Annotated in this window: 24 protein-coding genes; 13 read left to right on the top strand and 11 right to left on the bottom strand. The window is 65.8% G+C overall.

Annotated features, from left to right (window positions below):
- Positions 1–50: 50 nt before the first annotated feature.
- Positions 51–854 (bottom strand): DeoR/GlpR family DNA-binding transcription regulator, encoded by an 804-nt coding sequence (locus RPS27_RS27670; protein WP_211417453.1) that lies wholly within the window; start codon positions 852–854, stop codon positions 51–53.
- Positions 855–1,076: 222 nt separating this feature from the next.
- Here RPS27_RS27670 and RPS27_RS27665 point away from each other — a divergent pair, with 222 nt between their 5' ends.
- The 8 genes from RPS27_RS27665 (at position 1,077) to RPS27_RS27630 (ending at position 8,137) form a co-directional block, all read left to right on the top strand.
- A complete protein-coding gene (locus tag RPS27_RS27665; protein WP_212066012.1) occupies positions 1,077–2,096 on the top strand; it encodes an ABC transporter ATP-binding protein in 1,020 nt (339 codons plus the stop codon).
- A 63-nt stretch (positions 2,097–2,159) separates the two neighbouring features.
- Positions 2,160–3,413 carry an ABC transporter substrate-binding protein gene (locus RPS27_RS27660; protein WP_194408332.1) on the top strand — a complete coding sequence of 418 codons (1,254 nt, stop codon included), beginning with the start codon at positions 2,160–2,162 and terminating at the stop codon, positions 3,411–3,413.
- 57 nt (positions 3,414–3,470) lie between these two features.
- On the top strand, positions 3,471–4,391 hold the full coding sequence (locus RPS27_RS27655) for a carbohydrate ABC transporter permease (RefSeq protein WP_212066621.1): 921 nt from the start codon (positions 3,471–3,473) through the stop codon (positions 4,389–4,391).
- Complete coding sequence (locus tag RPS27_RS27650; RefSeq protein ID WP_211417451.1) at positions 4,388–5,197, top strand: carbohydrate ABC transporter permease; 810 nt, start codon at positions 4,388–4,390, stop codon at positions 5,195–5,197. Before RPS27_RS27655 ends, RPS27_RS27650 begins: the two co-directional genes overlap by 4 nt.
- Positions 5,197–6,036, top strand: coding sequence for an endonuclease/exonuclease/phosphatase family protein (locus RPS27_RS27645; protein WP_212066013.1), 840 nt, complete (start codon positions 5,197–5,199; stop codon positions 6,034–6,036). The genes RPS27_RS27650 and RPS27_RS27645 overlap by 1 nt, the downstream gene beginning before the upstream one ends.
- 3 nt (positions 6,037–6,039) lie before the next feature.
- The gene (locus RPS27_RS27640) at positions 6,040–6,417 is read left to right on the top strand and encodes an NUDIX hydrolase (protein WP_194402545.1); all 378 of its coding nucleotides are present in this window, start codon (positions 6,040–6,042) and stop codon (positions 6,415–6,417) included.
- A gap of 34 nt (positions 6,418–6,451) precedes the next feature.
- Positions 6,452–6,793, top strand: a complete 342-nt coding sequence (locus RPS27_RS27635) for a PIN domain-containing protein (protein WP_249131649.1) — start codon at positions 6,452–6,454, stop codon at positions 6,791–6,793.
- 90 nt (positions 6,794–6,883) lie between these two features.
- Entirely contained in the window at positions 6,884–8,137 is a 1,254-nt protein-coding gene (locus RPS27_RS27630) for a serine hydrolase (protein WP_212066015.1), read from the top strand.
- Between the two features lie 27 nt (positions 8,138–8,164).
- Here the strand turns inward: RPS27_RS27630 and RPS27_RS27625 are convergent, their stop codons facing one another.
- A complete protein-coding gene (locus tag RPS27_RS27625; RefSeq protein WP_212066016.1) occupies positions 8,165–8,509 on the bottom strand; it encodes a cupin domain-containing protein in 345 nt (114 codons plus the stop codon).
- A 180-nt stretch (positions 8,510–8,689) separates the two neighbouring features.
- Here RPS27_RS27625 and RPS27_RS27620 point away from each other — a divergent pair, with 180 nt between their 5' ends.
- A complete protein-coding gene (locus tag RPS27_RS27620; RefSeq protein ID WP_194402542.1) occupies positions 8,690–9,352 on the top strand; it encodes an SRPBCC family protein in 663 nt (220 codons plus the stop codon).
- On the top strand, positions 9,352–9,714 hold the full coding sequence (locus RPS27_RS27615) for a helix-turn-helix transcriptional regulator (RefSeq protein ID WP_212066017.1): 363 nt from the start codon (positions 9,352–9,354) through the stop codon (positions 9,712–9,714). The genes RPS27_RS27620 and RPS27_RS27615 overlap by 1 nt, the downstream gene beginning before the upstream one ends.
- 116 nt (positions 9,715–9,830) lie before the next feature.
- Here RPS27_RS27615 and RPS27_RS27610 read toward each other — a convergent pair whose 3' ends face one another.
- Positions 9,831–10,328 (bottom strand): peptide deformylase, encoded by a 498-nt coding sequence (locus tag RPS27_RS27610; protein WP_212066018.1) that lies wholly within the window; start codon positions 10,326–10,328, stop codon positions 9,831–9,833.
- 76 nt (positions 10,329–10,404) lie between these two features.
- Here RPS27_RS27610 and RPS27_RS27605 point away from each other — a divergent pair, with 76 nt between their 5' ends.
- A complete protein-coding gene (locus RPS27_RS27605) occupies positions 10,405–10,989 on the top strand; it encodes a TetR/AcrR family transcriptional regulator (protein ID WP_212066019.1) in 585 nt (194 codons plus the stop codon).
- A gap of 100 nt (positions 10,990–11,089) precedes the next feature.
- A complete protein-coding gene (locus RPS27_RS27600; protein ID WP_409517574.1) occupies positions 11,090–11,653 on the top strand; it encodes a DUF308 domain-containing protein in 564 nt (187 codons plus the stop codon).
- A 17-nt stretch (positions 11,654–11,670) separates the two neighbouring features.
- Here RPS27_RS27600 and RPS27_RS27595 read toward each other — a convergent pair whose 3' ends face one another.
- On the bottom strand, positions 11,671–12,132 hold the full coding sequence (locus RPS27_RS27595) for a cupin domain-containing protein (RefSeq protein ID WP_212066021.1): 462 nt from the start codon (positions 12,130–12,132) through the stop codon (positions 11,671–11,673).
- Positions 12,133–12,506: 374 nt separating this feature from the next.
- Between RPS27_RS27595 and RPS27_RS27590 the strand changes: the two genes are divergently transcribed.
- Entirely contained in the window at positions 12,507–13,727 is a 1,221-nt protein-coding gene (locus tag RPS27_RS27590; protein WP_212066022.1) for an MFS transporter, read from the top strand.
- Positions 13,728–13,749: 22 nt separating this feature from the next.
- On the opposite strand, the gene RPS27_RS27585 is transcribed toward RPS27_RS27590, so the two are convergent.
- From RPS27_RS27585 to RPS27_RS27555, 7 genes are read right to left on the bottom strand one after another with little or no spacing between them, the layout of a single operon-like run.
- Complete coding sequence (locus RPS27_RS27585) at positions 13,750–14,136, bottom strand: ester cyclase (protein WP_212066023.1); 387 nt, start codon at positions 14,134–14,136, stop codon at positions 13,750–13,752.
- 58 nt (positions 14,137–14,194) lie between these two features.
- Positions 14,195–15,067: a bifunctional helix-turn-helix transcriptional regulator/GNAT family N-acetyltransferase gene (locus RPS27_RS27580; protein ID WP_212066024.1), complete on the bottom strand. Its 873-nt coding sequence runs from the start codon at positions 15,065–15,067 to the stop codon at positions 14,195–14,197.
- A gap of 56 nt (positions 15,068–15,123) precedes the next feature.
- Entirely contained in the window at positions 15,124–16,305 is a 1,182-nt protein-coding gene (locus RPS27_RS27575; RefSeq protein ID WP_194402532.1) for a VWA domain-containing protein, read from the bottom strand.
- Positions 16,302–18,527 carry a DUF5682 family protein gene (locus tag RPS27_RS27570; RefSeq protein WP_212066025.1) on the bottom strand — a complete coding sequence of 742 codons (2,226 nt, stop codon included), beginning with the start codon at positions 18,525–18,527 and terminating at the stop codon, positions 16,302–16,304. The genes RPS27_RS27575 and RPS27_RS27570 overlap by 4 nt, the downstream gene beginning before the upstream one ends.
- Before the next feature lie 14 nt (positions 18,528–18,541).
- Positions 18,542–19,618: an AAA family ATPase gene (locus RPS27_RS27565; RefSeq protein ID WP_212066026.1), complete on the bottom strand. Its 1,077-nt coding sequence runs from the start codon at positions 19,616–19,618 to the stop codon at positions 18,542–18,544.
- Positions 19,615–21,045 (bottom strand): DUF5691 domain-containing protein, encoded by a 1,431-nt coding sequence (locus tag RPS27_RS27560; RefSeq protein ID WP_313754720.1) that lies wholly within the window; start codon positions 21,043–21,045, stop codon positions 19,615–19,617. The genes RPS27_RS27565 and RPS27_RS27560 overlap by 4 nt, the downstream gene beginning before the upstream one ends.
- Entirely contained in the window at positions 21,038–22,426 is a 1,389-nt protein-coding gene (locus RPS27_RS27555) for an SWIM zinc finger family protein (protein ID WP_212066028.1), read from the bottom strand. Before RPS27_RS27555 ends, RPS27_RS27560 begins: the two co-directional genes overlap by 8 nt.
- Positions 22,427–22,531: the final 105 nt, after the last annotated feature.

The raw sequence follows: 22,531 nt of genomic DNA, 5'->3' as shown, positions 1-22,531 counted from the left end.
GCCTCCTGGAGGCGCGATCGGGCCGAGCAGCGATGAGATGCAGTTGCCGGCTAGATATCGCCGAGGAGTTCGAAATCTGCGCGAGCGTCGCCGGCCGTATGGATCTGGCCGCTATATCGCTGTGCGCTCAGTTCGAACGCTGCGGGCAATCGGTCGTCGATAACGAGATGGTGGCAATCGTCGAGATGGCCGCCGCGAACCGTTGCATTGCGCCCGAATTTGGTGATGTCGGCCACGAGCACGGACGTTCGTGAATTGGCGGCGATGGATTGGCGTGCCTTGACTTCATCGACATGGAAGTCGAGCAGCGAGCCGTCCGCATCGACGCCGCCGACGCCGAAGATTCCGAAGTCGGCGCGAAATCCCGAGAAGAAATGCACGGCGGCCTCGCCAATGATGTCGCGGTCGAGCGGCCGCAGCGTGCCGCCGGCGATAGTGATCTCCACGTCCGGATTATGCGAGAAGGCTGCGGCCACGTTCAGGCTGTTGGTGATCACCCGCAGATCCCGTCGACGGGAAAGTGCTTGCGCGACATATTCGGGCGTCGTGCCGAGCCCGATCATCAGCGACGTCCCGTCCGGAATGAGTTTGGCGGTCGCATGCGCGATCCGCCGCTTGGCTTCGGCGTTCAGCCTGTGTCTGCTGCTGTAGGCGAGGTTCTGATTCTGGACGGGGAGGCTGACCCCACCGTGCACGCGCCGAAGCAATCCCTGGTCGCAGAGCGCATTCACAAGGCGGCGGATGGTCTGCTGGGTCACCTCGAAACGCGCCGCAAGCTGCTCGATGGAAGCGAAGCCTTGCTCGCGCACGATCTCCAGTATGTGGACCTGACGTGTCGTGGCGCTCCTGGCCATGAGCCCTCCGTTCGCGACAAAAGTATCATTTGAACGGCCAAGACGCAATTTTCTGTTTCATATGGTGTCACACTATGTTCATATGAACATAATAGTTGCTACGCCGATGAATGCGCGTGGCTCGAGGGAGGACGCATGTACTGGTCTTTGACCGGCACTGTGCTGCTCCGTTGGAGCGAGCCGCCATCAGCGTCGCTGCATCATGCTGAGAGCAAACCGGCCATGTCGGCGATTACGCTGAATCATGTCTCCAAGTCGTGGGGCGCGATGCGCGCCGTCGATGACATCAGTCTGACGGCGGCGGAGGGCTCGCTGCTGGTGCTGCTGGGGCCGTCCGGCTGCGGCAAGTCGACCACGTTGCGGCTGATCGCCGGGCTCGAGGAGGCCGATGCCGGCACGATCGCGATCGGCGGCGTGGACGTGACCCGCCTGTCGCCGGCGGACCGGAAGATCTCCATGGTCTTCCAGTCCTATGCGCTGTTCCCGCATTTGAGCGTGGCCGAGAACATCATTTTCGGCCTGCGCGTGCGGCGGGTGTCGCGCGCCGAACGCGACGCCCGGCTTCGTCGCGTCGCCGACATCGTTGGTCTCGCGCATCTGCTCGATCGCAAGCCGTCGCAATTGTCGGGAGGGCAGCGCCAGCGCGTCGCGCTGGGACGCGCCATCATCGCCGAGGCGCGGGTCTGTCTCATGGACGAGCCGCTGTCCAACCTGGACGCCAAGCTGCGGCACGAGATGCGAACGGAAATCCGCGCGCTGCAGCAGCGCCTTGGCATGACGATGGTCTACGTGACCCACGATCAGACCGAAGCCATGACGATGGCGGACCGCGTCGTCCTGATGCGCGATGGCCGTATCGAGCAGAACGGCTCGCCGGAAGAGCTCTACAACAGGCCGGCGACGGCGTTTACGGCGCGTTTCATCGGCACACCGCCGATGAACCTGGTGCGTCAGGGCGATCATCTGATCGGCATCCGGCCGGAGCACATTCGCATCGTGCCCGGTGGCGATCATGCCGCGCGGGTCAAGGCCGTCGAGCATCTCGGAGCCGACAGCATTGTGCTGTGCGACATCGACGGTCAGCCGATCTCGGTGCGGCTCGACGGGTTCAGCAAGGTTCAGCCCGGCGAGGATGTCCGGCTGGCCTGGGAGGCCGGTCACGAGCATCGGTTCGATCCGGCTACGGAATGCCGATTGGAAACTTCTGCCAGGGAGGGCCGGCTGGCGACCTCCGCTGGATAGCAGCGGTGGCTTCAGGCGCTCGGCGGATTACAGAGGGAGAGAGAGATGTTTGCGCGACGAACGATGTTGATGGCAGCCGCACTTGCCGTGCTCTCGATGGGGGCACGTCCCGCTGCCGCGGTGGATCTGACCATGTACTATCCGGTCGCGGTCGGCGGCCCCGTCACCAAGATCATCGACGACATGGTTTCGCGCTTCGAGAAGGACAATCCGGACGTCAAGGTGACGGCAGTCTATGCCGGCAACTACACGGACACGATGACCAAGGCGATGACCGCCATGAAGGGCGGGCAGCCGCCGCAACTGTCGGTGCTGTTGTCGACCGACGTGTTCACGTTGATGGACGAGAACGCGATCGTGCCGTTTGACGACCTCGTCGGCGACAAGGCCTGGTTCAAGGAATTCTATCCCGCGTTCATGGCGAACGGCCAGGTGGACGGCAAGACCTGGAGCATCCCGTTCCAGCGTTCAACCATCGTGCTGTACTGGAACAAGGACGCCTTCAAGGAAGCCGGCCTCGATCCCGAGAAGGCGCCGGCGTCCTGGGACGAAATGGTCGAGATGTCGAAAAAGCTGGTCAAGAAGGAGGGCGCCAACACGACGCGTTGGGGCGTCGAGATCCCGACGACCGGCTACGGTTACTGGATGCTGCAGGCGCTCGCCATCGAGAACGGCCAGAAGATGATGAACGAGGCCGGCACCGAGGTGTACCTCACCGCGCCGAAGACGGTCGGCGCGCTCGACTACTGGGTCGATCTGTCGCGCAAGCACAACGTCATGCCGACCGGCAGCATCGACTGGGCGACGCTCCGCACCGACTTCCTCGAAGGCAAGACGGCAATGATGTGGCACACGACGGGTAACCTCACGGCCGTCAAGGACGCCGCAAAATTCCAGTTCGGCGTGGCCATGCTGCCGGCCAAGGAGCGGCGGGGGTCGCCGACCGGCGGTGGCAGCTTCTACATCTTCAAGAACGCTTCGGCCGAGCAGCAGAAGGCCGCCGTCAAGTTCATCCAGTGGATGACGGCGCCCGAGCGTGCGGCGGAATGGAGCATGAAGACCGGCTACGTCGCGGTGTCGCCGGCCGCCTACAAGACCAAGGCGATGGAAGACTACGCCAAGGGCTTCCCGCAGGCGACCGTCGCGCGCGATCAGCTCGAGCATGCCGTGCCGGAGCTGTCCGTCCACGAAAACGGCCGCATCTACAAGTTCGTGAATGATGCCGTGCAGGCTGCGGTCACGGGCTCGCAGAAGCCGCAGGAAGCGCTGGCCGCCGCGCAGGCGCAGTCCGACCGCGTGCTGCGCGCCGCCAAGTAATCGCAAAGCAAGGGACGTGGCGGGGTGGCGGTTCGCCGCCATCCCGCCGGCTCCAAGATGACCGATCTCGCCGCCTCATCGCCAATCCCCGAACGCCGCGCCCGGTCGCAGGCGTGGTGGAATGCCGTGAATGCGTGGCTGCTGCTGTTGCCGGCGGCGGTGCTGCTGGTTGCCTTCACGCACTGGCCGATCCTGGCGACGATCCGGCATTCGCTGTTCATCACCAAGCGGAACGGCAGCGAGGTCTTCGTCGGGACGGACAGCTACCGGGCCATGGCGGCCGATCCGATCTTCTGGAAGGCGCTGGTCAATAATTTCTGGTTCGCACTCGGCACGATCCCGACGTCGATCGCGCTCGCCCTGGTCATGGCGGTCTGGGTCAATCGCAACATGCGTGGCCGCGGCTTTCTTCGGCTGGCGTACTTCACACCGACGGTGCTGCCGATGATCGCCGTCGCCAACATCTGGCTGTTCTTCTACACGCCGGATTACGGCGCGCTCGATCAGCTGCGCGGGCTGTTCGGCCTCGGCGGCTGGAACTGGCTCGGCGATCCCTCGACGGTGATGGGCTGCCTGATCGTGATGGTGATCTGGAAGGAAGCCGGCTTCTTCATGATCTTCTATCTGGCAGCGCTGCAACAGCTCTCGCCGGACCTCGAAGAAGCCGCCTCCATCGAGGGCGCGAGCCGGTGGTACACGTTCCGCCGCATCACGTTCCCGCTGTTGATGCCGACCACGCTGTTCGTGGCCATCAATGCCGTCATCAACTCGTTCAAGCTGGTGGACCATCTGGTCATCATGACCAAGGGCGGTCCGAACAATGCCAGCACGCTGCTGCTCTATTACATTTACGAGGTCGCCTTCACGTTTCAGGATTCTTCCTACGCGGCAACGCTGACGGTCGTGCTTCTGATGCTGCTGAGCGTGATTGCGCTGCTCAAGTTCGGCTATTTCGATCGCAGGATCCACTACCAATGAGAGGCCGGACACACCCCGTCGAGGCCGTCGCGGCATGGCTTCTGGCTCTGATCTGGCTCGCCCCGCTGGCCTATGCCTTCTGGAGCGCGCTGCATCCGGCGGCCTACGCCACCTCGTTCAGCCTGTCCGCGCCCTGGACGCTGGAGAATTTCGCGCGGGCCTGGAAGCAGGCGCCGTTCGCCCGGTACTATCTGAACACGATCGTGCTGGTGACGTTCGTCCTGGTCGGCCAGCTGATCCTGTCGACGCTGGCCGCCTATGCCTTTGCGCGCTTCAGATTCAGGGGCAGCGGCATTGCGTTCGCGCTCGTTCTGCTCCAGCTCATGATCATGCCCGACGTCCTCATCGTCGAGAACTACCGCGCGATCGCCAGGCTGGGATTGCTCGATACGATCCCTGCCATCGCGCTGCCTTATCTGGCGAGCGCCTTTGGCATCTTCCTGTTGCGGCAGACTTTCAAGAGCGTGCCTCAGGAGCTGGTCGAGGCCGCCCGGGTCGAGGGAGCAGGCCCGCTGGTGATCCTTTGGCGGGTCTATGTGCCGTTGGCACGCCCCACTTATGTCGCCTTCGGCCTCGTTTCCGTCAGCTATCACTGGAACAACTTCCTGTGGCCGCTGATCGTGACGAATTCGGTGGAAGCGCGGCCGCTCACGGTGGGTCTAGCGGTGTTCGGCGCGCCTGAAACTGGCGTGGACTGGTCGGTGATCACAGCCGCGACCGTCATGACGATGGCGCCGCTGCTGATTGCATTCCTGTTGTTCCAGCGCCAGTTCGTTCAGTCATTCATGCGTGCAGGTATCCGTTAATGCGGCTTCTCACCTGGAACATACAGTGCGGCAAGGGGTGCGACGGCGTCACCGATCTCTCCAGGATCGTTGCGGTGGCTAGGCGGACGCTCGATGCGGACGTGTTCTGCTTCCAGGAAGTGAGCGTGAATTTTTCGAGATTTGGCGATAGCGCGGATCAGAGCGCCCAGCTCGCAGCCTTGCTGCCCGGCTACTGCGCGATATTCCGGCCGGCGATCGAGACGATAGATCGCGCGGGCAGCCTTCACTGCTTCGGCAACATGACGCTGTCGCGATTGCCGGTGTTGCAGATCGCCAATCACCTCCTGCCGTTTCCGGGCGCAGGTGGTGTGCGCAGCATGCGCCGCCACGCCCTGGAGGTGACGGTTCAGGCCTCGTTTGGCGCGGTTCGCATCGTCAACACGCATCTCGAGTTTCATTCGGCCGATCAGCGTCACGCGCAGATCACGCGGCTGCTGGATCTGCAACAAGACGCGTCGGGGAGCCCCAGGCAGGCCAGCTCCCGGCACGATGAGCCATATGGGAGCCAGACCGTCGCGGCGTCGAGCCTGATGTGCGGCGATTTCAATTTCGACGTCGCCGATCCCCAGCACGCCCTGATCGACCGCGCCGGCAGGCCCGGCTTGAATTATCGGGATGCGTGGACCGCCAATCGTCCGGGTCGCCCGCGGGCGCCGACATGCGGGATCTTTGATCGCGCGCAATGGGCCGACGGGCCGGACTGTCGCGACTTCATCTTCGTCACGGAGGATCTGGTCAGTCGCGTGCGCAGCATCGAGGCCAACGCGGAAACAGATGCGTCCGACCACCAACCCCTCGGGATCGAGCTGGCGGACTAGAGCATGGCGAAATCATCAAAGCTTGTGGTCGCGAGGAAGGGCAGGGTGCTCCTGGTCAGGCGGCGGCGCGACAAGCGCTGGATGTTTCCGGGCGGCCGCAGGCGGGCCGGCGAGAGCGAGAGGAAGTGCCTCCATCGCGAGATCATGGAGGAGCTGCCCCAGCTCAGGCTTGGTGAGTTGAAGCTGTGGAAGGAAGTCAACGGCAAGAACCGCAGGTCCGGCCGAAGGATGAGCGATGCGATCTTCCTGAGCAAAAAGGCCTCGGGTCCGCTGAAGATCGGCGACAAGAAGGAGCTCGACCGGGCGGAATGGCGCAAGCCGCGCGGGCTGAAATTGACTCCAACCTCGCGCTACATTCGCGACAAGCTGTTTCCGAAATAGATCTCATAGGTCTCCCTTGGGTCAGAAACAGCCGTTGGTGGGCATCGCCGTGACGATTGCAGAGATCGAAGACGGAATAGCAAAGCTTCGGCGCGAGAAGGCTACGCGCAGAAGCAAAGACTTGGCCCTATGGCTGGATGCCGTCGTGCATCTCTATGGCGACCGAATCTTGGCGTTCGACACAGCGGTCGCGCGGCTCGCCGGGCAGCTATCGGATCGGGCTCGTGGGCAGGGACATACGCCGGGGTTTGCCGATATCATCATCGCTGCGACGGCATGGCGGCATTCCCTGACGATCCTCTCTCGCAATATGAGGCATTTCGAACCACTAGGGGTGCCGGCGCTCGATCCCTTCAGTAAGTTACCGCCCTCCTGATTGTTGCGCAGGTGCTCGGCGCTTCCATCGGATGTGCGGGCCGCGCGCTCGTGATAGGACGTCGGCATCGCTCTTCCGGAGTCCAGCTTGATGTCCGCCGCGCCCACCCAGCCTTCCGCCACCTCCACCGCCACCGACCCCGAAACCCTCGGCTGGATGCGCGGCTTCCCGCCGGCGCCCGACCGCCTCATCACCTTCCAGGACGGCTCGTTCCGCAACTTCCCCGAACTCCGCTGGGCCTGGTCCAACATCCGCCAACTCGTGCCCACCGTGAATGTCTGGCGCGGCGCAGGGCCTGCATCACCTCTACCGCGCGCGGAGCAGGACATCAGCGCGGTCGCCTCGACCACGATGGACGGCCGTCCGATGACCTTCGCGCAGATGCTGGAGGAGACCTACACCGACGGCATCGCGGTGCTGCATCGGGGCAGGTTGATCTATGAGCGCTATTTCGGCGCGTTGAAGCCGCACAAGCCGCATATCGCGATGTCCGTGACGAAGTCGTTCACCGGCGTGCTCGCCGGCATGCTGGTCGCGGAGGGCAGGATCGATCCGCAGGCGCCGGTGACGGGCTATGTGCCGGAGCTGAAGGCCAGCGCGTTTGGCGATGCGCGGGTGCACGAGGTCATGGATATGACCACGGGGCTCGCCTACACCGAGGTCTATACCGACAAGAATTCGGACGTGTGGGCGCTCCGCCGCGCCAACGGCATGGCGCCGATCCCGCCGGGCTATGATGGGCCGACCAACATTTTCGATTTCCTCATCGCGCAGACAAAGCAGGGCGAGCACGGCAAGGCGTTTGCCTACAAGACCGTCAACACCGACGTGCTGGCCTGGATCTGCCGCCGAGTCAGCGGCCTGACGCTGGCGGACCTGTTGTCCGAGCGGATCTGGCAGCCGATGGGTGCGGAGGAGGACGCGCATTATCACGTCGACCGAATCGGCACCGAGAGCGGCGGCGGCGGTCTTTCCACGACGCTGCGCGATCTTGCCCGGTTCGGCGAGACCATGCGCAACCACGGCCGTTTCAACGGCCGCCAGATCGTGCCGTCGCAAGTGGTCGAGGACATCGCGCGCGGCGGCGACCCCGAAAAATTCAAGCCAGCCGGCTACACCACGCTGCCCGGCGCCTCCTACCGCAATCAATGGTGGGTCACGCACAACGCGCACGGCGCCTACATGGCGCGGGGCGTCTACGGCCAGGGCATCTATGTCGATCCCAAGGCCGAGATGGTGATCGCGCGCTATGCCTCGCACCCCGTCGCGGGCAATGCCGCCAACGACCCCGTGACGCTGCCGGCTTACATGGCGCTGGCGAAGGCGCTGATGGCGGGCGGGTAGCGGCTCTGTCAGCGGCCACGCCAGCCGTCACGCCTCCTGCCAATGCGGATAGGTGACGTAAGCGGTGACGGCGCCTTGCTCGTGCGAGCGGATCGTGACCGTCTCGCCCTTCGGCATGTAGACGATCTCGCCGGGACCCGCCGTGACGGTGCTGCCGCTGCTCGTGAGCGAGAGCTTGCCTTCCAGGATCAGCATGACGTCGTCGACAGCGAGCACTTCGTCCAGGCTCTGGTTCGGCGCGTAGCGGCCGAAGCCGATGGTGATCGGGCCGCCATGGCGCTGGTCGATCACATTGCCGGCGAAGATGTCGCCGTCCTGTCCCGGCGAGCGTTCGAACGAAGCGTCGGTGATGGCGAATTTACGAACTTTCATGAATTCCTACCGCGTTATCCAGCCCCGGCGGGTGTGTGGGAACCGATAGACGTTTGACCCCGTGTTTGGTTCGCACGACCTCGCGAGACGGTTTGACGCAGCGAGGTGAAAATATAAGTATTGACTTATATTAGTGTAGCTCGATATTCCACCTTCAATGAAACGATATGGAGGCATGCCATGGAGATCGACGTCGCCAGAGTTTTGGGCCTTGTCACGCGCTCGGTGCGAAGCTTCGAGAAGGACGGCAAACCCGCGAGTGCGGTGACGCTGACGCGTCTCTACGACACCAGCGTCGACGATCTCTGGGACGCCGTGACCAGCAAAGAGCGCATTCCGCGCTGGTTCCTGCCGGTGGAGGGCGAGCTCCAGCTCGGCGGACGCTACCAGCTCAAGGGCAATGCGGGCGGCACCATCACGGGGTGCGCGCCGCCGACCCATTTTGCGGCGACGTGGGAATTCGGCGGCGCGATCAGCTGGATCGACGTCAGGCTGGCGGCGGAGCGACACCAGGCGCGTTTGACGCTCGAGCACACTGCGATCATCGAGGATCATTGGAATCAATTCGGCCCGGGTGCGGTGGGGATCGGCTGGGATCTCGCGCTCGCGGGGCTCGAGCGATATCTTGCGAGCGGGGCAACGGTCGACCATGCGACGGCCGAGGCGTGGATGGGCTCGCCGGAGGGCAAGGACTTCATGACGACCAGCGGCGAATTCTGGCGGGCCGCGCACGTCGCCAGCGGGGTCGCTCCCGACGAAGCGAAGCAGCGCTCGGACCGCACCATCGCGTTCTATCGCGGCGAGATGCCGCCCGACATCGCCCATCCCGGCACAGGAAGCTGATGCACATCTTCGAGGTCCTCGCCGAACCCGTGCGCCGCCGCATCCTCGAGCTGCTGGCGCGGGACGAAATGGCATCCGGCGAGGTCGTCGACATCATCGGGGCCGAGTTCGGCATCACCCAGGCGGCCGTCTCGCAGCACCTCAAGGTGCTGCGTGAGAGCGGCTTTGCCAACGTCCGGGCGGAGGCGCAAAGGCGCCTCTATTCGGTCGACGTCGCGGGACTTCGCGCGGTGGACGACTGGATCGGCCAGTTCCGGAATTTCTGGGAGCCCAAGCTGGACGCGCTGGCGACCGAGATCGCGCGCGGCAAACGCGAGCGCCGCAACGCGCCGGTCACCAAGCGGGGCGGGAAGAGGGCGTGAGTGCGATGCGTAGGGTGGATTAGCCGTCGGCTGCGCACAGCGCAGTCGTCGGCGTAATCCACCAGTCTCCCGTTACGACCTGCCAAGAATGGCGGATTACGCTTCGCTAATCCGCCCTACGATCGCATCAGCTTCTCGAACTTCTTCACCAGCCGCTCCCGTCTCAGCCGCGACAGCCGCTGGATCCAGAACATGCCGTCGAGCTGGTCGATCTCGTGCTGGTGGCACACGGCGCGCAAGCCCTCCGACTCCTCGCTTCGCATGGTGCCGTCGAGATCGTGGTAGCCGATCCGCACGCGCGCGTGGCGCTGCACCTCGTCGTTGACCCCGGGCATCGAGACGCTGCCTTCACGATGCATGATCATCTCGGGCGAGGCCCATTCGATGACGGGATTGACGTAGGTGAGGGGACCTTCTCCGGCGTCGAGCTCGAGTACGACGACATTCAGGGGCACACCGATATGCGGCGCGGTGATGCCGATCCCGGGCGCGGCGCGCATGGTGTCCACCAGGTCGGCGGCAAGTTCGCGCAAGCTGTCGTCGAACGCGGTGACGGGGCGAGCCGGCATCGCGAGCCGGCGGTCGGGGTAGCGGATAATGGGGCGGATGGTCATGGGAGGCTCCTACCACTCACGCATCGGTGAAGCATCCCTCCTTGACGTCCTACCAACTGGAAGGTAGCTAAATCGCATGAGCCACGTCTCCTCGACCGCCGACGACATCCTGGCCTGCGCACGCGCGCTGATCATTGCCGGCGGCTACAACGGCTTCAGCTATGCCGACATCGCCGATGTCGTCGGCATCCGCAAGCCGAGCATCCATCATCATTTTGCCAGCAAGGTCGATCTGGTCCGCACTTTGGTGTCGCGCTATCGCGAGGAGGCCCAGGCCGGATTGGCGGCGCTCGAGCGCAATGTTCCGGACCCGCGCGACCAACTCGAAAACTATGTCGCCTATTGGGAGGCCTGCATCACGGATGCGACCGCGCCCTTCTGCGTCTGCGCGCTGCTTGCCAGCGAGCTCCCGATCCTCCCAGAGGAGGTCGCGCTGGAAGTCCGTGCGCATTTCCGTGTGCTGGCGTCGTGGCTGACATCGGTGCTGGAGCGGGGCAAGCGAAAGGGACGGCTGCATCTTGCCAGCTCGGCGAAGGTCGAGGCTGAAGGATTCATGGCGACCGTTCACGGCGCGATGCTGTCGGCGCGCGCCTATGGCGACTCCAGGACGTTCGGGACCATCACACGGCCGCTACTGGACCGGCTGTCCAGCACGCACTGACGGACAAGACGTGGCACGGGGCGCGCGGCTGCTCCGTGCCAACCTCTGCACCGTAATCTACCAACTAGTAGGTCAGGAACAAGCAATGACATATCGCCAGATGACCCCCGACATCGCCGACCATGCGCAATGGCTGAAGCAGTACTATTTCCTTCGCGCCGCGTTCTCCCTCGCCTGGGTCATAGCGGCCTTCACGATCGCGCCGCCGTCGGCGGTGATCGCTGCAGCGCTGCTGGTCGCGTATCCGGCATGGGACGCCGCGGCCAATTATCTCGACGCGCTCTGCAGCGGCGGCTTGAACCAGAATCGCACGCAGGCCCTGAACGTGTTAGTCAGCCTTGCGACCACCATCGCGGTCGCGTTGGCCTTGCGGGTGAGTATGAACTGGGTGCTCGGGATCTTCGGGGCCTGGGCGATCCTGTCCGGACTGCTTCAGCTCGGCACGGCCGTGCGGCGCTGGAAGCGTTTCGGCGCGCAATGGGCCATGGCGCTCAGCGGCGGCCAATCGGCCCTGGCAGGCGGCTTCTTCATCTTTCAGGCCACGTTGCCTGCGGCTCCGTCGATCGCGAACGTCGCAGGCTATGCCGCGGTCGGAGCGCTCTACTTCCTGGTCTCGGCCGTCTGGCTCACGGTCAGCACGTGGCGGCGTGGCGCGGCCGCGTGAGGTGTGGCCGCGGACGTTCATGGGTCCGGATATGGCGTGCCGTTCTTGTGCAGGAACCGGCCGTCGGAGGCCGGGCTCATCATGTCGATGTCGGAGCAGGTGATGAGGTCGTCCTGCGAACGCGAGCCGACTTCGAGATAGACCGCAGTGGCGTCCGACCGGTTGATCATGTGATGGCCGTTGCCGCTGCCTTTCGGGAAAGCGGCGCAATCGCCCGCGCGCAGCAGGATTTCGCCCGCATCCTCGATCAGCGTCACTTCACCTTCGAGGATGTAGACGAACCCGTCCTCGAGCGAATGCCAGTGCCGCTGGCTCGACCAGCCGCCCGGCGGCAGGCGCATCAGGTTGACGCCGAAATCCTCGAGGCCGCCGGCATCGCCGAGCCGCTTGCGGATGCGTTCGGCGCAGGGCGCGTTGAAGGGGGCCGGATAGCCGGAGCCCTTGCGGGCCGGCACGGCTGCGATGTCGATCTTTGGCATGAAAGGATTTCCTTGCGCGCGCTGATGGTGGAACCGACGGGCGCATCGCTTGACGCCATCGCGAGCTTGATCGCGAAGGGACAGGTCCATCGTGGACGAGATCAAGACTTTGGGACAATGGCATCGTGGAAGTGTTTTGCCCGACGTGTCAAACCGGTCCCTTGATGGTACCGGCCGTTCGCAAGTCGGAAGCCCAAGAACTGGTGGTTTTTTGGCCCGCTAAGCCCTTGATCCCCCAAAGGCCGGTTACTGTGCATGGGGTTGTTTTCGCGATTCGTGTTGGCGGGGTCCGCAAAAACTTGGGCGACGCTGTCGGCCGACATGATTCCCATTCGTCTTCCACTCAGACAAGATCATCTCGGGAGACAAGAAAGATGACCCAATCCCCCTATCGCTGGGTGATCGTCGCCGCCGGCGGCTTGCTCGGCTGCGTCGCGATCGGCGGCATGTTTTCGCTGCCGGTGTTCCTGCAGCCGATCGCCAAGGACACCGGCTGGTCGGTGACAGGCATCTCCAGCGCGATGACGATCGGCTTTCTGGCGATGGCGTTCACCAGCATGGCCTGGGGCACGCTGTCGGACCGCTTCGGACCGCTGCCGGTGGTGTTGACGGGATCGACCGTGCTGACGCTCAGCCTGTTCGCCGCGAGCCATGCGACCTCGCTGCTGGCGTTCCAGTTCGTGTTCGGCCTTCTGACCGGCGCATCCTGTGCGGCGATCTTCGCGCCGATGATGGCGACCGTCACCGGCTGGTTCGAGACCCATCGCAGCCTCGCGGTGTCGCTGGTGTCGGCCGGCATGGGCATGGCGCCAATGACGATGGCGCCGTTCGCGGCCTGGCTCGTCTCCGGCCACGATTGGCGGACCTCGATGCAGATCGTGGCGCTGGTGGTCGGCGCCATCATGATCCCGGTCTCGTTCCTGGTGCGCCGTCCGCCGGCGCTCGCGCAGGCCGTGGCCGCACCGACAGGCGAGGGCGCCGGGCAAGCTGAGATGTCGACCAGCGAGGCGCTGCGCTCGCCGCAATTCCTGGTCCTGCTCGCGACCAATTTCTTCTGTTGTGCCACCCATTCCGGCCCGATCATCCACACCGTCAGCTATGCCGTGAGCTGCGGCATCCCGTTGATCGCGGCGGTGACGATCTACAGCATCGAGGGCTTTGCCGGCCTCGGCGGCCGCATCGCCTTCGGCCTGATGGGCGATCGGTTCGGCGCCAAGCGCGTGCTGGTGTCCGGCTTGTTGCTGCAGGCGTTCGGCGCGCTGGCCTACGTCTTCGCGCACCAGCTTGCGACCTTCTACGCGGTCGGCGCGGTGTTCGGCTTCATCTATGCCGGCACCATGCCGCTCTACGCGGTGATCATCCGCGAGAACTTTCCGCTTCGGATGATGGGCACGGTGATCGGCGGCACCGCGATGGCCGGCAGCCTCGGCATGGCCACCGGACCGCTCGCCGGCGGCCTGATCTACGATGCCTTCTCCAGCTATGCCTGGCTCTACATCGCCTCCTGGGCGATGGGCTTGGGTGCCTTCCTGATGGCAATGACATTCAGGCCGTTCGCGAAGCCGCAAGGGCAGGCAGCGCCGGCCGCGGCGTGAGGACGACGATCGAGGCGCAGCATCAGAGCTGCGCCTCGATCGCGGCCTTGTCGATCACCGACCAGACCTGCCGGATCTTGCCGCTCTCGAATTCGTAGAACACATTCTCGCAGAAAGTCACGCGCTTGCCGTTCACGGCAAGCCCCATGAACGTCCCGACCGGCCGGCAATCGAACTTCAGCCGGGCCGCGATGCGGGGCGGATCCGATGCCAGCAGTTCGATGTCGAAATGCAGATCCGGGATCTCGCGAAAGTCCCGCTCCAGCATCGCGCGATAGCCGGACAGGCCGAGCGGCCGGGCGTTGTGGACGACATCGTCATGCACGAACCGGCCGAGGGCCGGCCAATCCTGCCGGTTCAGGCAGGCGATATAAGCGCGGTAGGTCTCGGCGAGGTCGTCTTTTGTCATGTCGAAGCTCTCCTTGCGGCTTCGATCCTAACGCGCAGACATCGCGAACCGGTCCCGCTCAGAGGCGCTTTTCGAAGAACAGGTCGGGATAGGGATCGTCGTTGAACCGGGGGATCTCGCGCCAGCCCGTCGTGCGGTAGAGCTGGCCGGCCTCCGGCAGCGCGCTGTTGGTGTCGAGCCGCAGCAGCGTGATGCCGAGCTCGCGCGCGGCACTCTCGATCGCATCCATCAGCCGCCGGCCGAGCCGCAAGCCGCGCGCGGCGGGGGCGACCCACAGACGCTTGATCTCGGCATAGCCGTGATCGGTTCCCTTCAAGCCGACGCAGCCGATCGGCAGCGTGTCCGACATCGCGACGATGAAGCTGCCGCGCGGGCGGCGCATGTCCTTGGCATCAGGATCTCTGGAAAGAGAAACGTCAAAACCCTGGCTGAAGCGGCGGCCCAGCTCGGCATAGTACTCGCCGAGGCAGTAGCGCGCTAGGTCGCTTTGCGGATCCATCTCGTCCAGCGCGATCCGCTCGCGCGTCAGGGTGGAGGCGATCAAATCCATCGCCGCCAGCAGCGCCTCGCGTTGCGAATGCTGCGCGAGGAAGCCTTCTGCCTGCGCGTTCGACAGCGCCTCATAAGCCGCGAACTCGCGCCGGCCTGAACGGGTCAATGTCGCGACGCGCCGGCGCGCATCGTCCTGATGCGCTTCGGTCTCGATCAGCCCCTCGTCCTCCAGGCTGCGCAAGAGGCGGCTCATCAATCCGGAATCGAGGCCGAGATAGTCGCGGATTTCGGCGACGTCCGAGCGTCCATGTCCGATCGCATTGAGCACGCGTGCCGCGCCGAGCGGCCGGCCGCGGCCCAGAAAGGAGCTGTCGAGCGCGCCGACCGCGGAGGTCACGGCACGGTTAAAGCGGCGAACGCGGGAAACGGGGTCGAGCATGATACCTGACTTTAGTCAGATATCGTGTCAACGTCAATTCCGCCGGCTGTTCGCCTCTAGGATTCCGGCCGGATCAGCTTGATATCCTGGTCGGCGGCCCAACCGGCGACGTCCTCGCGTTTCAGCGCGGTTGCCATCAGATCCGGGAACTGGTCCGGCGTGCAGGCGAAGACGGGAATGCCGAGATTGGCGACCTTCGCCGACAGCACGGGATCGTAGGAGGGGTGACCCGTGTCGGTCAGCGCCAGCAGCACGATCACGTTGATCCCGCGCGTTGCCAGTCGCGCCAGCCGGTCGACCAGCTCGTTCGCGTTGCCGCCTTCATAAAGGTCGGTGATCAGGATCAGATGCGCTTTCGCCGGCCGTTCGATGCGCTCCTCGCAATAGGCGACGGCGCGGTTGATGTCGGTGCCGCCGCCGAGCTGGACGCCGAACAGCACCTCGACGGGATCGGCGAGTTCCTCGGTCAGGTCGACAATCGCGGTGTCGAAACAGACGAGTTTGGTCGCGACCACCGGAAGCGACGCCATCACCGCCGCGAAGATCGAGGCATAGACCACCGAGGTTGCCATCGACCCCGACTGGTCGACGCACAGGATCACCTCGTCGAGATCGACGATACGACGCTGCTGGCGCAGGAAGCCGATGAGGCGTTCGGGCACCACGGTCCGGTGCTCGGCCTGGTAATGGCGCAGGTTGGCCTTGATGGTGCGCGGCCAATCGATGTCGGCAAAGCGCGGGCGATTTGTACGGAGCGATCGGTTCAAGGCGCCGCGGACCGCGTCCGCGGTGCGCCGCTCGAGCCGCTCCATCAGCTCGGCCACCACCTTGGCGATCACGACACGGGCGGTGTCCTTGGTCTTCTCCGGCATCACGCCCCGCAGCGCGACCAGATCGGCGATCAGGCTCACATCCGCTTCGACGGTAGCAAGGAATTCAGGCTCGAGCAGCATCTGGCGCAGACCCTTGCGCTCGAAGGCATCTTTCTGGATCACCTGCACCACAGGGGCAGGGAAGAACTCCCTGATGTCGCCGAGCCATTTGGCGACGCGCGGTGCCGAGCCTCCGAGGCCGCCGCGCCCCTTTTTCGGCGCCTCGTCGCCGTCGCCGTAGAGCGCCGTCAGCGCTTCCGACATGCGGCGATCACTTGCGGACAGAGCAGGGCCGTTCTCGGCGCCCTCGGTGTCGACGCCGAGGGCCAGTGTCCAGCGGCGGCTGCGCTCATCGGCCTCGCTCATCGGGCAGCTCTCTGCGTGAGGAGTTCGAGCACGCGCGCCTGATGTGCGGGCCAGATCTCGTTTGCGCCGGCGAGCAGCCGATATCCCCTGGCGGCATCGGCGCGGCGCGCGAACAGCGCGTCCATCAACCGCCTGCGCTCGCTACGGTCCAGCGCCGAGAACACGCGGCGGAACAGCGACAGGCTCGCAGTGAAGGCCTCCTCGTCCAGCGTCATCAACCATGCATCGACCGCGCCACGAAGCGTCGCGTCGTGGATCAGCCGCTGGCCGGCGCCTTCGAAAAAACCCTCGAAGAAGCCGGCGGCTTCCGCGACCGGCGTGCCGGGCGAGAGCATCCGCGTCAGCAGGTCCGCCGCGTGATCGGCGGTCAAAAGCTCGGCCTCGTAGAGCAGCCGCGCCGCCGTGCCGGCGATCAGCCGGGTGGCCTGGTCGTCGTTGAGCAGCGCGGCCAGCGCATCGCGCCAGCCGGCCACCACGCTTGTCTCGATCTGGGCGAGCTGGATCGCGGCGTCGGCGGCGAGCACCGCGCCGCGCAGCCTGGCCGCCGCAGCCGCGTCCAGATTGCGCGCTGCATAGGGCAGAGCGAGCGCGGCCTGCACCACGATGCGCGGCATCAGCGCCGCCAGATGCTCGACCGTTCCGGCACGCGCCTCGCCGTAGCGCAGGATGTCGGCCATCGGCGGCAGCGCGTCCAGCAGCGATTGTCCGTCGCTCGTGAGCGCCGCCTTGCTCTCCAGTGCGGCGATGCCGAATTCAGTGGCGCGCGGCAGGTCGGCGATCATGGCGTTGCGCACCAGCTTTGCCAGCGGGCCAAGCTCGGCTTCCTTGCCCATCGCTTCGCTCAGTCGTCCGCCGGCGGCTTCCGCGATGGTCGAGCCGTAGAGCAGATTTTCCACGAGCGTGACCGCGAATTCGGGCTCCCAGCGCAACTGCCAGTTCTCGCGGAATGTACCGCGGCTGCGGCCTGCGTCCGTCAACCGTCCCCAGGGCACATCGAGCGCGTTCAGCCGGTGCAGCAGCGTCGAGCGCATCAAGCCGCTGTCGCTGCGCAGATCGAGCGTCAGCGGCCGCTCCAGCGCCTCCGGCTTCAGTCGCGTCGCCCTCTGCTGGCGCTGAAGATCTTCGAGCAGGGGCGCGAGCGGGGTTGCCGCCGGGATCGCGCCGACGCCGGCGCCGATCAGGAGCTCGGCGGAAATGTCGTCCCACACGGCGCGCTCGCCATTGCAGAGGCAGGCGATCGCCGCCTCGCGCAGCTCCGCGAAACCCGGTCCAGGGCGGCCGCGCAGCGCGGCGAGCGCAGTGCCCAGACGCTGTGCCTCGATGACCGAGGCGGTCGAGACGAAGTGGCCGCGATCGCGCAGCACGCGCGTCACCTTGGTGAGCCACTTGGCGGCGCGATCGCGCTCGCGGGTGTCCCAGACGTGAGCGCACCACCCCGGTGCCACCACGCCCGCGCCATATCCGCTCTCGCGCGCCAGGCGCGGCGCGGTCCAGGGCGCCCAGGTCGCCTTGATTTTCGTCTTCGGCCGGCCCTTCAGCAATTCGCGATCTGCAGTAAGGCTGCGGCGCTCGGCGAGCGCCGGCACGTGCCAGGCGCCGCAGACGACTGCGATGGCGCCGTCATGGTCCTTTGCGGCCTTCGCGATCTCGATGCGCATATGCGCCTCGCGCGCGGCCTCGCGGGCCGGCAGCGATTTCTCGTCCGCGCGCAGCGCCGTCATCGCGTCGGCGACGGCCGCGAAGATCGGTCCCGTCGCGGGATTTTCCTCGATGACGTCGGACCACCAGGACTCGCCGTCGTCATAGCCGGCGGCGCTCGCGAGCGCGCCGATCGGATCGCGGCTGACCGGGTCGGCCTCGGCCCTTGCCGCGATCTCCTCCGCGATGTCGCCGGCGGTCGCACCCAGCCGATCCGATGCCGGCAGATCGATGAACCGCAGGACCGCGCCGTGACGCACCGCCCAACAAGCGGCCTGATATTCCGGCGAATAGTCGGCAAAGGGAAAGAAGCTGGCGTTCGCCGGATTGTCCTCGGCGTAGGTGAGCAGGGCCACCGGCGTCGCCATGTCGGGGTCGGCGAGCATCGGCAGCAACTCGGAGGCATCCGCCGGGCCCTCGATTAGCACCGCCACCGGCCTCAGAGCATCAAGAGCTTCCACGAGCCGCCGTGCCGAGCCGGGGCCGTGATGCCGGATGCCGAAGAGCGAGACTTCGCCTGCCATCGCGCGCCGTGCCGTCAGATCAGATCGGTCAGCGAAGCGTAGTAGCCCTCGAACCCGCGCCGCTTCTTCAGCACGGTCTCGAGATATTCGCCGAGCACGGCGGTGTCCTGCACCGGATCCTTCACGACCGCGCCGATCATGTTGCTCGCGAGCGTTTCCGGCGTCAGCTTGCCGTCGTTGAAGAAAGTCGCCTGGCTGATCCCGCCGATCATCACCGCGATCGCCTCTGCCGTCGACAGTCCGCCCGAGGGCGATTTCAGCGCGACCTTGCCGTCCTCCGTCGAGCCCGAGCGCAGCTCGCGGAAGATCGAGACGACCCGTGCCACCTCGTCGGCGACGTTCTTCGGCGCCGGCAGATCGAGGTTCTGCGCCATCTCGCCGACGCGCTTGACGATGATCGCGACTTCCTCCTCGGCGCTGTCGGGCAGGGGCAGCACGACGACGTTGAAGCGGCGCTTGAGCGCGGAGGACAATTCGTTGACGCCCTTGTCGCGGTTGTTGGCGGTCGCGATGATGTTGAAGCCGCGCTGGGCATAGATGGCGGTGTTGAGCTCGGGGATCGGCATCATCTTTTCGGACAGCACGGTGATCAGCGTGTCCTGCACGTCGCTGCCCATTCGCGTCAGCTCCTCGAAACGACAAAGCTTGCCGCTCTCCATCGCCCGCATCAGCGGGGTCGGCACCAGCGCCTCGCGGCTCGGCCCGTGCGCGAGCAATTGGGCATAGTTCCAGCCGTAACGGATCTGGTTCTCGTCGGTGCCCGCCGTGCACTGGATCACCAGCGTCGAATTGCCGGTGATGCCGGCGGCGAGATGCTCGGACACCCAGGACTTGGCCGTGCCGGGCACGCCCAGCAGCAACAGCGCGCGATCGGTCGCGAGCGTCGCAACGGCGGTCTCGATCAGCCGCTTGTCGCCGACATATTTCGGCGTGATCACGGTCCCGTCGGCCGCCTTGCCGCCCATGAGATAGGTCACGACCTGCCGCGGCGAGAGCGTCCAGCCTGGGGGCCGATGTCCGTCGCCCGCGGCCAGCGCCTTCAGCTCCGCGGCGTAGCTGTCCTCGGCGGGCAAGCGCAGTTTCTCGCTCATGGATTCGCTCCGTTGTCGTCCAACGCGGCGTTGAGCCGCAGCATGTCGAGACGCGGGTCGCCTTGCAGCAGGCCTGCGCCGGTCAGTCGTTGCAATGATCGTTGCGCGCCATCGCGCGAGGCGATCAGGCCCAGAGCGTGGAGCTCTGCGAATTGGTCGGAGGGCTTCGCATCGTCGCGCTGAAGCGCGGCAAGCAGCGTCTTGCCCGCTGGTGCGGAGAGCGGATCATCCAGGCGTGCCGCCGGACCTGCGACCTGTTGCGCCAGTTCAAAGCTGATGCCGTGACTGTGCAGCGCAGTTTCGGCATGCCCTGCGCGCTCGGCGGGGGAGAGCCGTGGCGCCAGCGCAGCAATGAGGCCGGTCGCGTCGCCTTGGCTGATGGCGTCCGCTGCCTGCGTGACATGCGCATCGGTCCCGGTCGAGACGATCACATTGATCAGGGCCATATCGGCGGCGTGGTCCACGTTCCAATCCCAAGCGGCGATCAGCTCCTGCGGCGCAAGACCGAGCGCGCCGGAAAAGGCGGCGAGATCGGCGCCCTCGAACAGTGCCTTGCGGCGTTGCCATTGCGCCGGCGTCTTGGGCGGTTCGGCCTGGACCACGCGCGAGCGGCGCAGCAGCCCCTTGGTCTTCACCGAGAAAAAGCCCGCAAGCTCGGCGATGTCCTCGCCGCTCGCAGGGCCGTGGCCGAGCCGCCCGAGCAGTGAGGTCGCAAGCGCCTTGACCTTGGGCGCACGATCGTTCGCTGCGATGCCTTCGAGGAAGGTGACGTCGTCATCGGACAGCCGCTCCGACAGCAGCGACAGCAGGCGCAAACGCGTGTCGGCGGTCTCGCCGGCGAGCCTTGCCTCGAGTACCGCACGTGCCGCGGACGGGTCGTCGTGCCTGAGCTTGGCCAGTGCCGCTTTGCGCGCGGCCGGCCAGAAGTCTTCCCAATTGTCGGCGGTGAGACGGTCGTTCGTTTGTCGCCGCGCGGCGCCGTCGGCCGCTGCGATCGCGGCCCAGTCGCGCCAAGTTGCGTAGACGTCCGGCGCATCGTCGTCGGCGGCCGCGGGCATCCAGTCGCCGGGATGCATGGTCCAGCCGCGCGCTGCGAGAAAGTGGACGAGTTCGATCCCGGACTGCGCTTGTTTCTTCGCCGCGAGGATTCGACGCGCCAGCGGGCGCAGGGGCTCCGGCAGGGTCGGCAAGGTCAACGCGGGAACATCGGGCAGGACGCGCAGTGTCGCGGCCGGCTCCATCGTCACCGCGGCGCCGAGAAACTGGCCTGACAGAGCGAGCAGTCGCAACTCGGCCTCAGTGGGATCGTCGCCGAGCTCGGCGCGCCAGAAGGCCGCCGCGGGCGCGGCCGCCGATCCCATCGTCCAGCGCGTCAGCACCGCGCCCATGGCATCAAGCATCGTCTCGGCCTCGATGACTTCAGTCATGACCGCCGATCCGCCCCCAAGGGGTCTGCGCGGCGAGGATCGCGAGCCGGTTGCCCGACCAGATCGCAGCGGTACGCGTGAGGTCAGTGCCGCAAAGCAGGCTACTGACCTCGGAGGCGATCGGCAGTGTCGCCATGCCATCGGTCGATCGCCACCAATTGTGTCCGGCATCGTCGCGCGCGATCCGGCCCTGCGGCAGCAGCAACGGAATCTCGATCGCCCAGGGCTCGGCCAGCAGCGGGCGCGTCAACGCGTCGGATATTGTTACATCCGCCATGGGCCATTCCGAGGGCGGCAGCTCACCCCCGGCATCGCGCCGGACGAGCAGAGCACGAAGCGGCTGTTGCGACGGATAGAACACGAGCTCGCCGTAAAAACGCTCGCCGGGCGTGAACACCGAGCCGCGCCGTCCGGTGCTTGCCGGGAAGAAGTCGAGCAGCATTGCGAAGCGCGGACCTGCGGCGGACAGATTGAGCAGCCAGGTCGTCTGCGACACAAGACCGTCGCGGCGCGTCTGCACCTGCTCGGCCAGCACCTCCCAGTGCGCATCGACCCGCGGCGCTCGCGGGTCGGCCAGCACCGTCTCGCGCGTTTCGGACGCAGCGACGGCGCGCCTCGTCTCGGCATCGCGCGGCGCGGCACGGAAGGCGCGCGCGAGCAGGACCAGCTTGCCGAGCTCGACGACGGCGCCGCGCGGCCGATCGCCTGTGGGCAATGCGAGGAGGCGGGACGGCAGCTCGTCGATCCGGCCGGCGAGCACCGCGGCCTTGCCGTCGACCAGCCGCGCCGCGATCCGCCGGCAGCGTGCTGTGGCATCGTCGATGAAGCCTGCCAATCCCATGCGGAGCTGATCGCCGATCCATTGCTCGAGCGCATCCAGCGCATCGAGGATGGCGCGTTCGGTCTCCTCGGTGCGTTTGGCCGCCTGGGCCTCGCGTCGCGCGACATCCTTCGGGTCCTCGGCGACGTCAGGTTCGTCGGTGCGCGCGGCACGCAGATCCTTCTCGCCGCCTTGTGGCGCATTGTTTGCCGGTTTTGCCGCGCTCGTGCCGCGCCGACGTCCCAGCCAATCGCTGACCCAGGCCGGCGTGTCGGCGGGCGGGAACGGCACGACCTGTTCCGCATTCAGCCACAACAGGCCGAGCACGTGCTTGCAGGGAAATTTACGCGACGGGCAGGTGCACTTGTTGCCGAGGTCGCGCAGGTCGGCCATGACGCGATAGGGATTGGCGCCTGAGCCCGCGCATTCACCCCAGATCAGCGCGCCGTCGCCACTTGCGCCGACGCCGGACCACTTGCCAGGCTTGGCAAGGCCGGCGGCGGCCTTGAGCGAGGATTGATCGGTGGCGAGTTGCTCGACCGCTTTCAGATCAATCGCCACGTCGCAGTCCCAAATCGAATCCAGGAGTGGCAGTATATCGAGGACGGATGAAAGCTCAATGTCGCCGCGAGCGATCCATGTGCTGCACGCGGTGATCGTCATGCC

The organism is Bradyrhizobium sp. WYCCWR 12699 (assembly GCF_032144035.1).
Classification (GTDB): domain Bacteria; phylum Pseudomonadota; class Alphaproteobacteria; order Rhizobiales; family Xanthobacteraceae; genus Bradyrhizobium.
The sequence above is the reverse complement of the archived record's forward strand: the minus strand, read 5'-3'. Positions and strand labels throughout refer to the sequence as shown.

Excerpts from the sequence above, each read along its gene's own strand:
- RPS27_RS27570 (WP_212066025.1), bottom strand. The coding sequence starts at position 18,527 with ATGGCAGGCGAAGTCTCGCTCTTCGGCATCCGGCATCACGGCCCCGGC.
- RPS27_RS27670 (WP_211417453.1), bottom strand. The coding sequence starts at position 854 with ATGGCCAGGAGCGCCACGACACGTCAGGTCCACATACTGGAGATCGTG.
- RPS27_RS27600 (WP_409517574.1), top strand. The coding sequence starts at position 11,090 with ATGACCCCCGACATCGCCGACCATGCGCAATGGCTGAAGCAGTACTAT.
- RPS27_RS27630 (WP_212066015.1), top strand. The coding sequence starts at position 6,884 with ATGTCCGCCGCGCCCACCCAGCCTTCCGCCACCTCCACCGCCACCGAC.
- RPS27_RS27575 (WP_194402532.1), bottom strand. The coding sequence starts at position 16,305 with ATGAGCGAGGCCGATGAGCGCAGCCGCCGCTGGACACTGGCCCTCGGC.
- RPS27_RS27620 (WP_194402542.1), top strand. The coding sequence starts at position 8,690 with ATGGAGATCGACGTCGCCAGAGTTTTGGGCCTTGTCACGCGCTCGGTG.
- RPS27_RS27610 (WP_212066018.1), bottom strand. The coding sequence starts at position 10,328 with ATGACCATCCGCCCCATTATCCGCTACCCCGACCGCCGGCTCGCGATG.
- RPS27_RS27660 (WP_194408332.1), top strand. The coding sequence starts at position 2,160 with ATGTTGATGGCAGCCGCACTTGCCGTGCTCTCGATGGGGGCACGTCCC.
- RPS27_RS27650 (WP_211417451.1), top strand. The coding sequence starts at position 4,388 with ATGAGAGGCCGGACACACCCCGTCGAGGCCGTCGCGGCATGGCTTCTG.
- RPS27_RS27655 (WP_212066621.1), top strand. The coding sequence starts at position 3,471 with ATGACCGATCTCGCCGCCTCATCGCCAATCCCCGAACGCCGCGCCCGG.
- RPS27_RS27665 (WP_212066012.1), top strand. The coding sequence starts at position 1,077 with ATGTCGGCGATTACGCTGAATCATGTCTCCAAGTCGTGGGGCGCGATG.
- RPS27_RS27590 (WP_212066022.1), top strand. The coding sequence starts at position 12,507 with ATGACCCAATCCCCCTATCGCTGGGTGATCGTCGCCGCCGGCGGCTTG.
- RPS27_RS27615 (WP_212066017.1), top strand. The coding sequence starts at position 9,352 with ATGCACATCTTCGAGGTCCTCGCCGAACCCGTGCGCCGCCGCATCCTC.
- RPS27_RS27565 (WP_212066026.1), bottom strand. The coding sequence starts at position 19,618 with ATGAGCGAGAAACTGCGCTTGCCCGCCGAGGACAGCTACGCCGCGGAG.
- RPS27_RS27580 (WP_212066024.1), bottom strand. The coding sequence starts at position 15,067 with ATGCTCGACCCCGTTTCCCGCGTTCGCCGCTTTAACCGTGCCGTGACC.
- RPS27_RS27595 (WP_212066021.1), bottom strand. The coding sequence starts at position 12,132 with ATGCCAAAGATCGACATCGCAGCCGTGCCGGCCCGCAAGGGCTCCGGC.
- RPS27_RS27645 (WP_212066013.1), top strand. The coding sequence starts at position 5,197 with ATGCGGCTTCTCACCTGGAACATACAGTGCGGCAAGGGGTGCGACGGC.
- RPS27_RS27560 (WP_313754720.1), bottom strand. The coding sequence starts at position 21,045 with ATGACTGAAGTCATCGAGGCCGAGACGATGCTTGATGCCATGGGCGCG.
- RPS27_RS27585 (WP_212066023.1), bottom strand. The coding sequence starts at position 14,136 with ATGACAAAAGACGACCTCGCCGAGACCTACCGCGCTTATATCGCCTGC.
- RPS27_RS27605 (WP_212066019.1), top strand. The coding sequence starts at position 10,405 with ATGAGCCACGTCTCCTCGACCGCCGACGACATCCTGGCCTGCGCACGC.
- RPS27_RS27640 (WP_194402545.1), top strand. The coding sequence starts at position 6,040 with ATGGCGAAATCATCAAAGCTTGTGGTCGCGAGGAAGGGCAGGGTGCTC.
- RPS27_RS27625 (WP_212066016.1), bottom strand. The coding sequence starts at position 8,509 with ATGAAAGTTCGTAAATTCGCCATCACCGACGCTTCGTTCGAACGCTCG.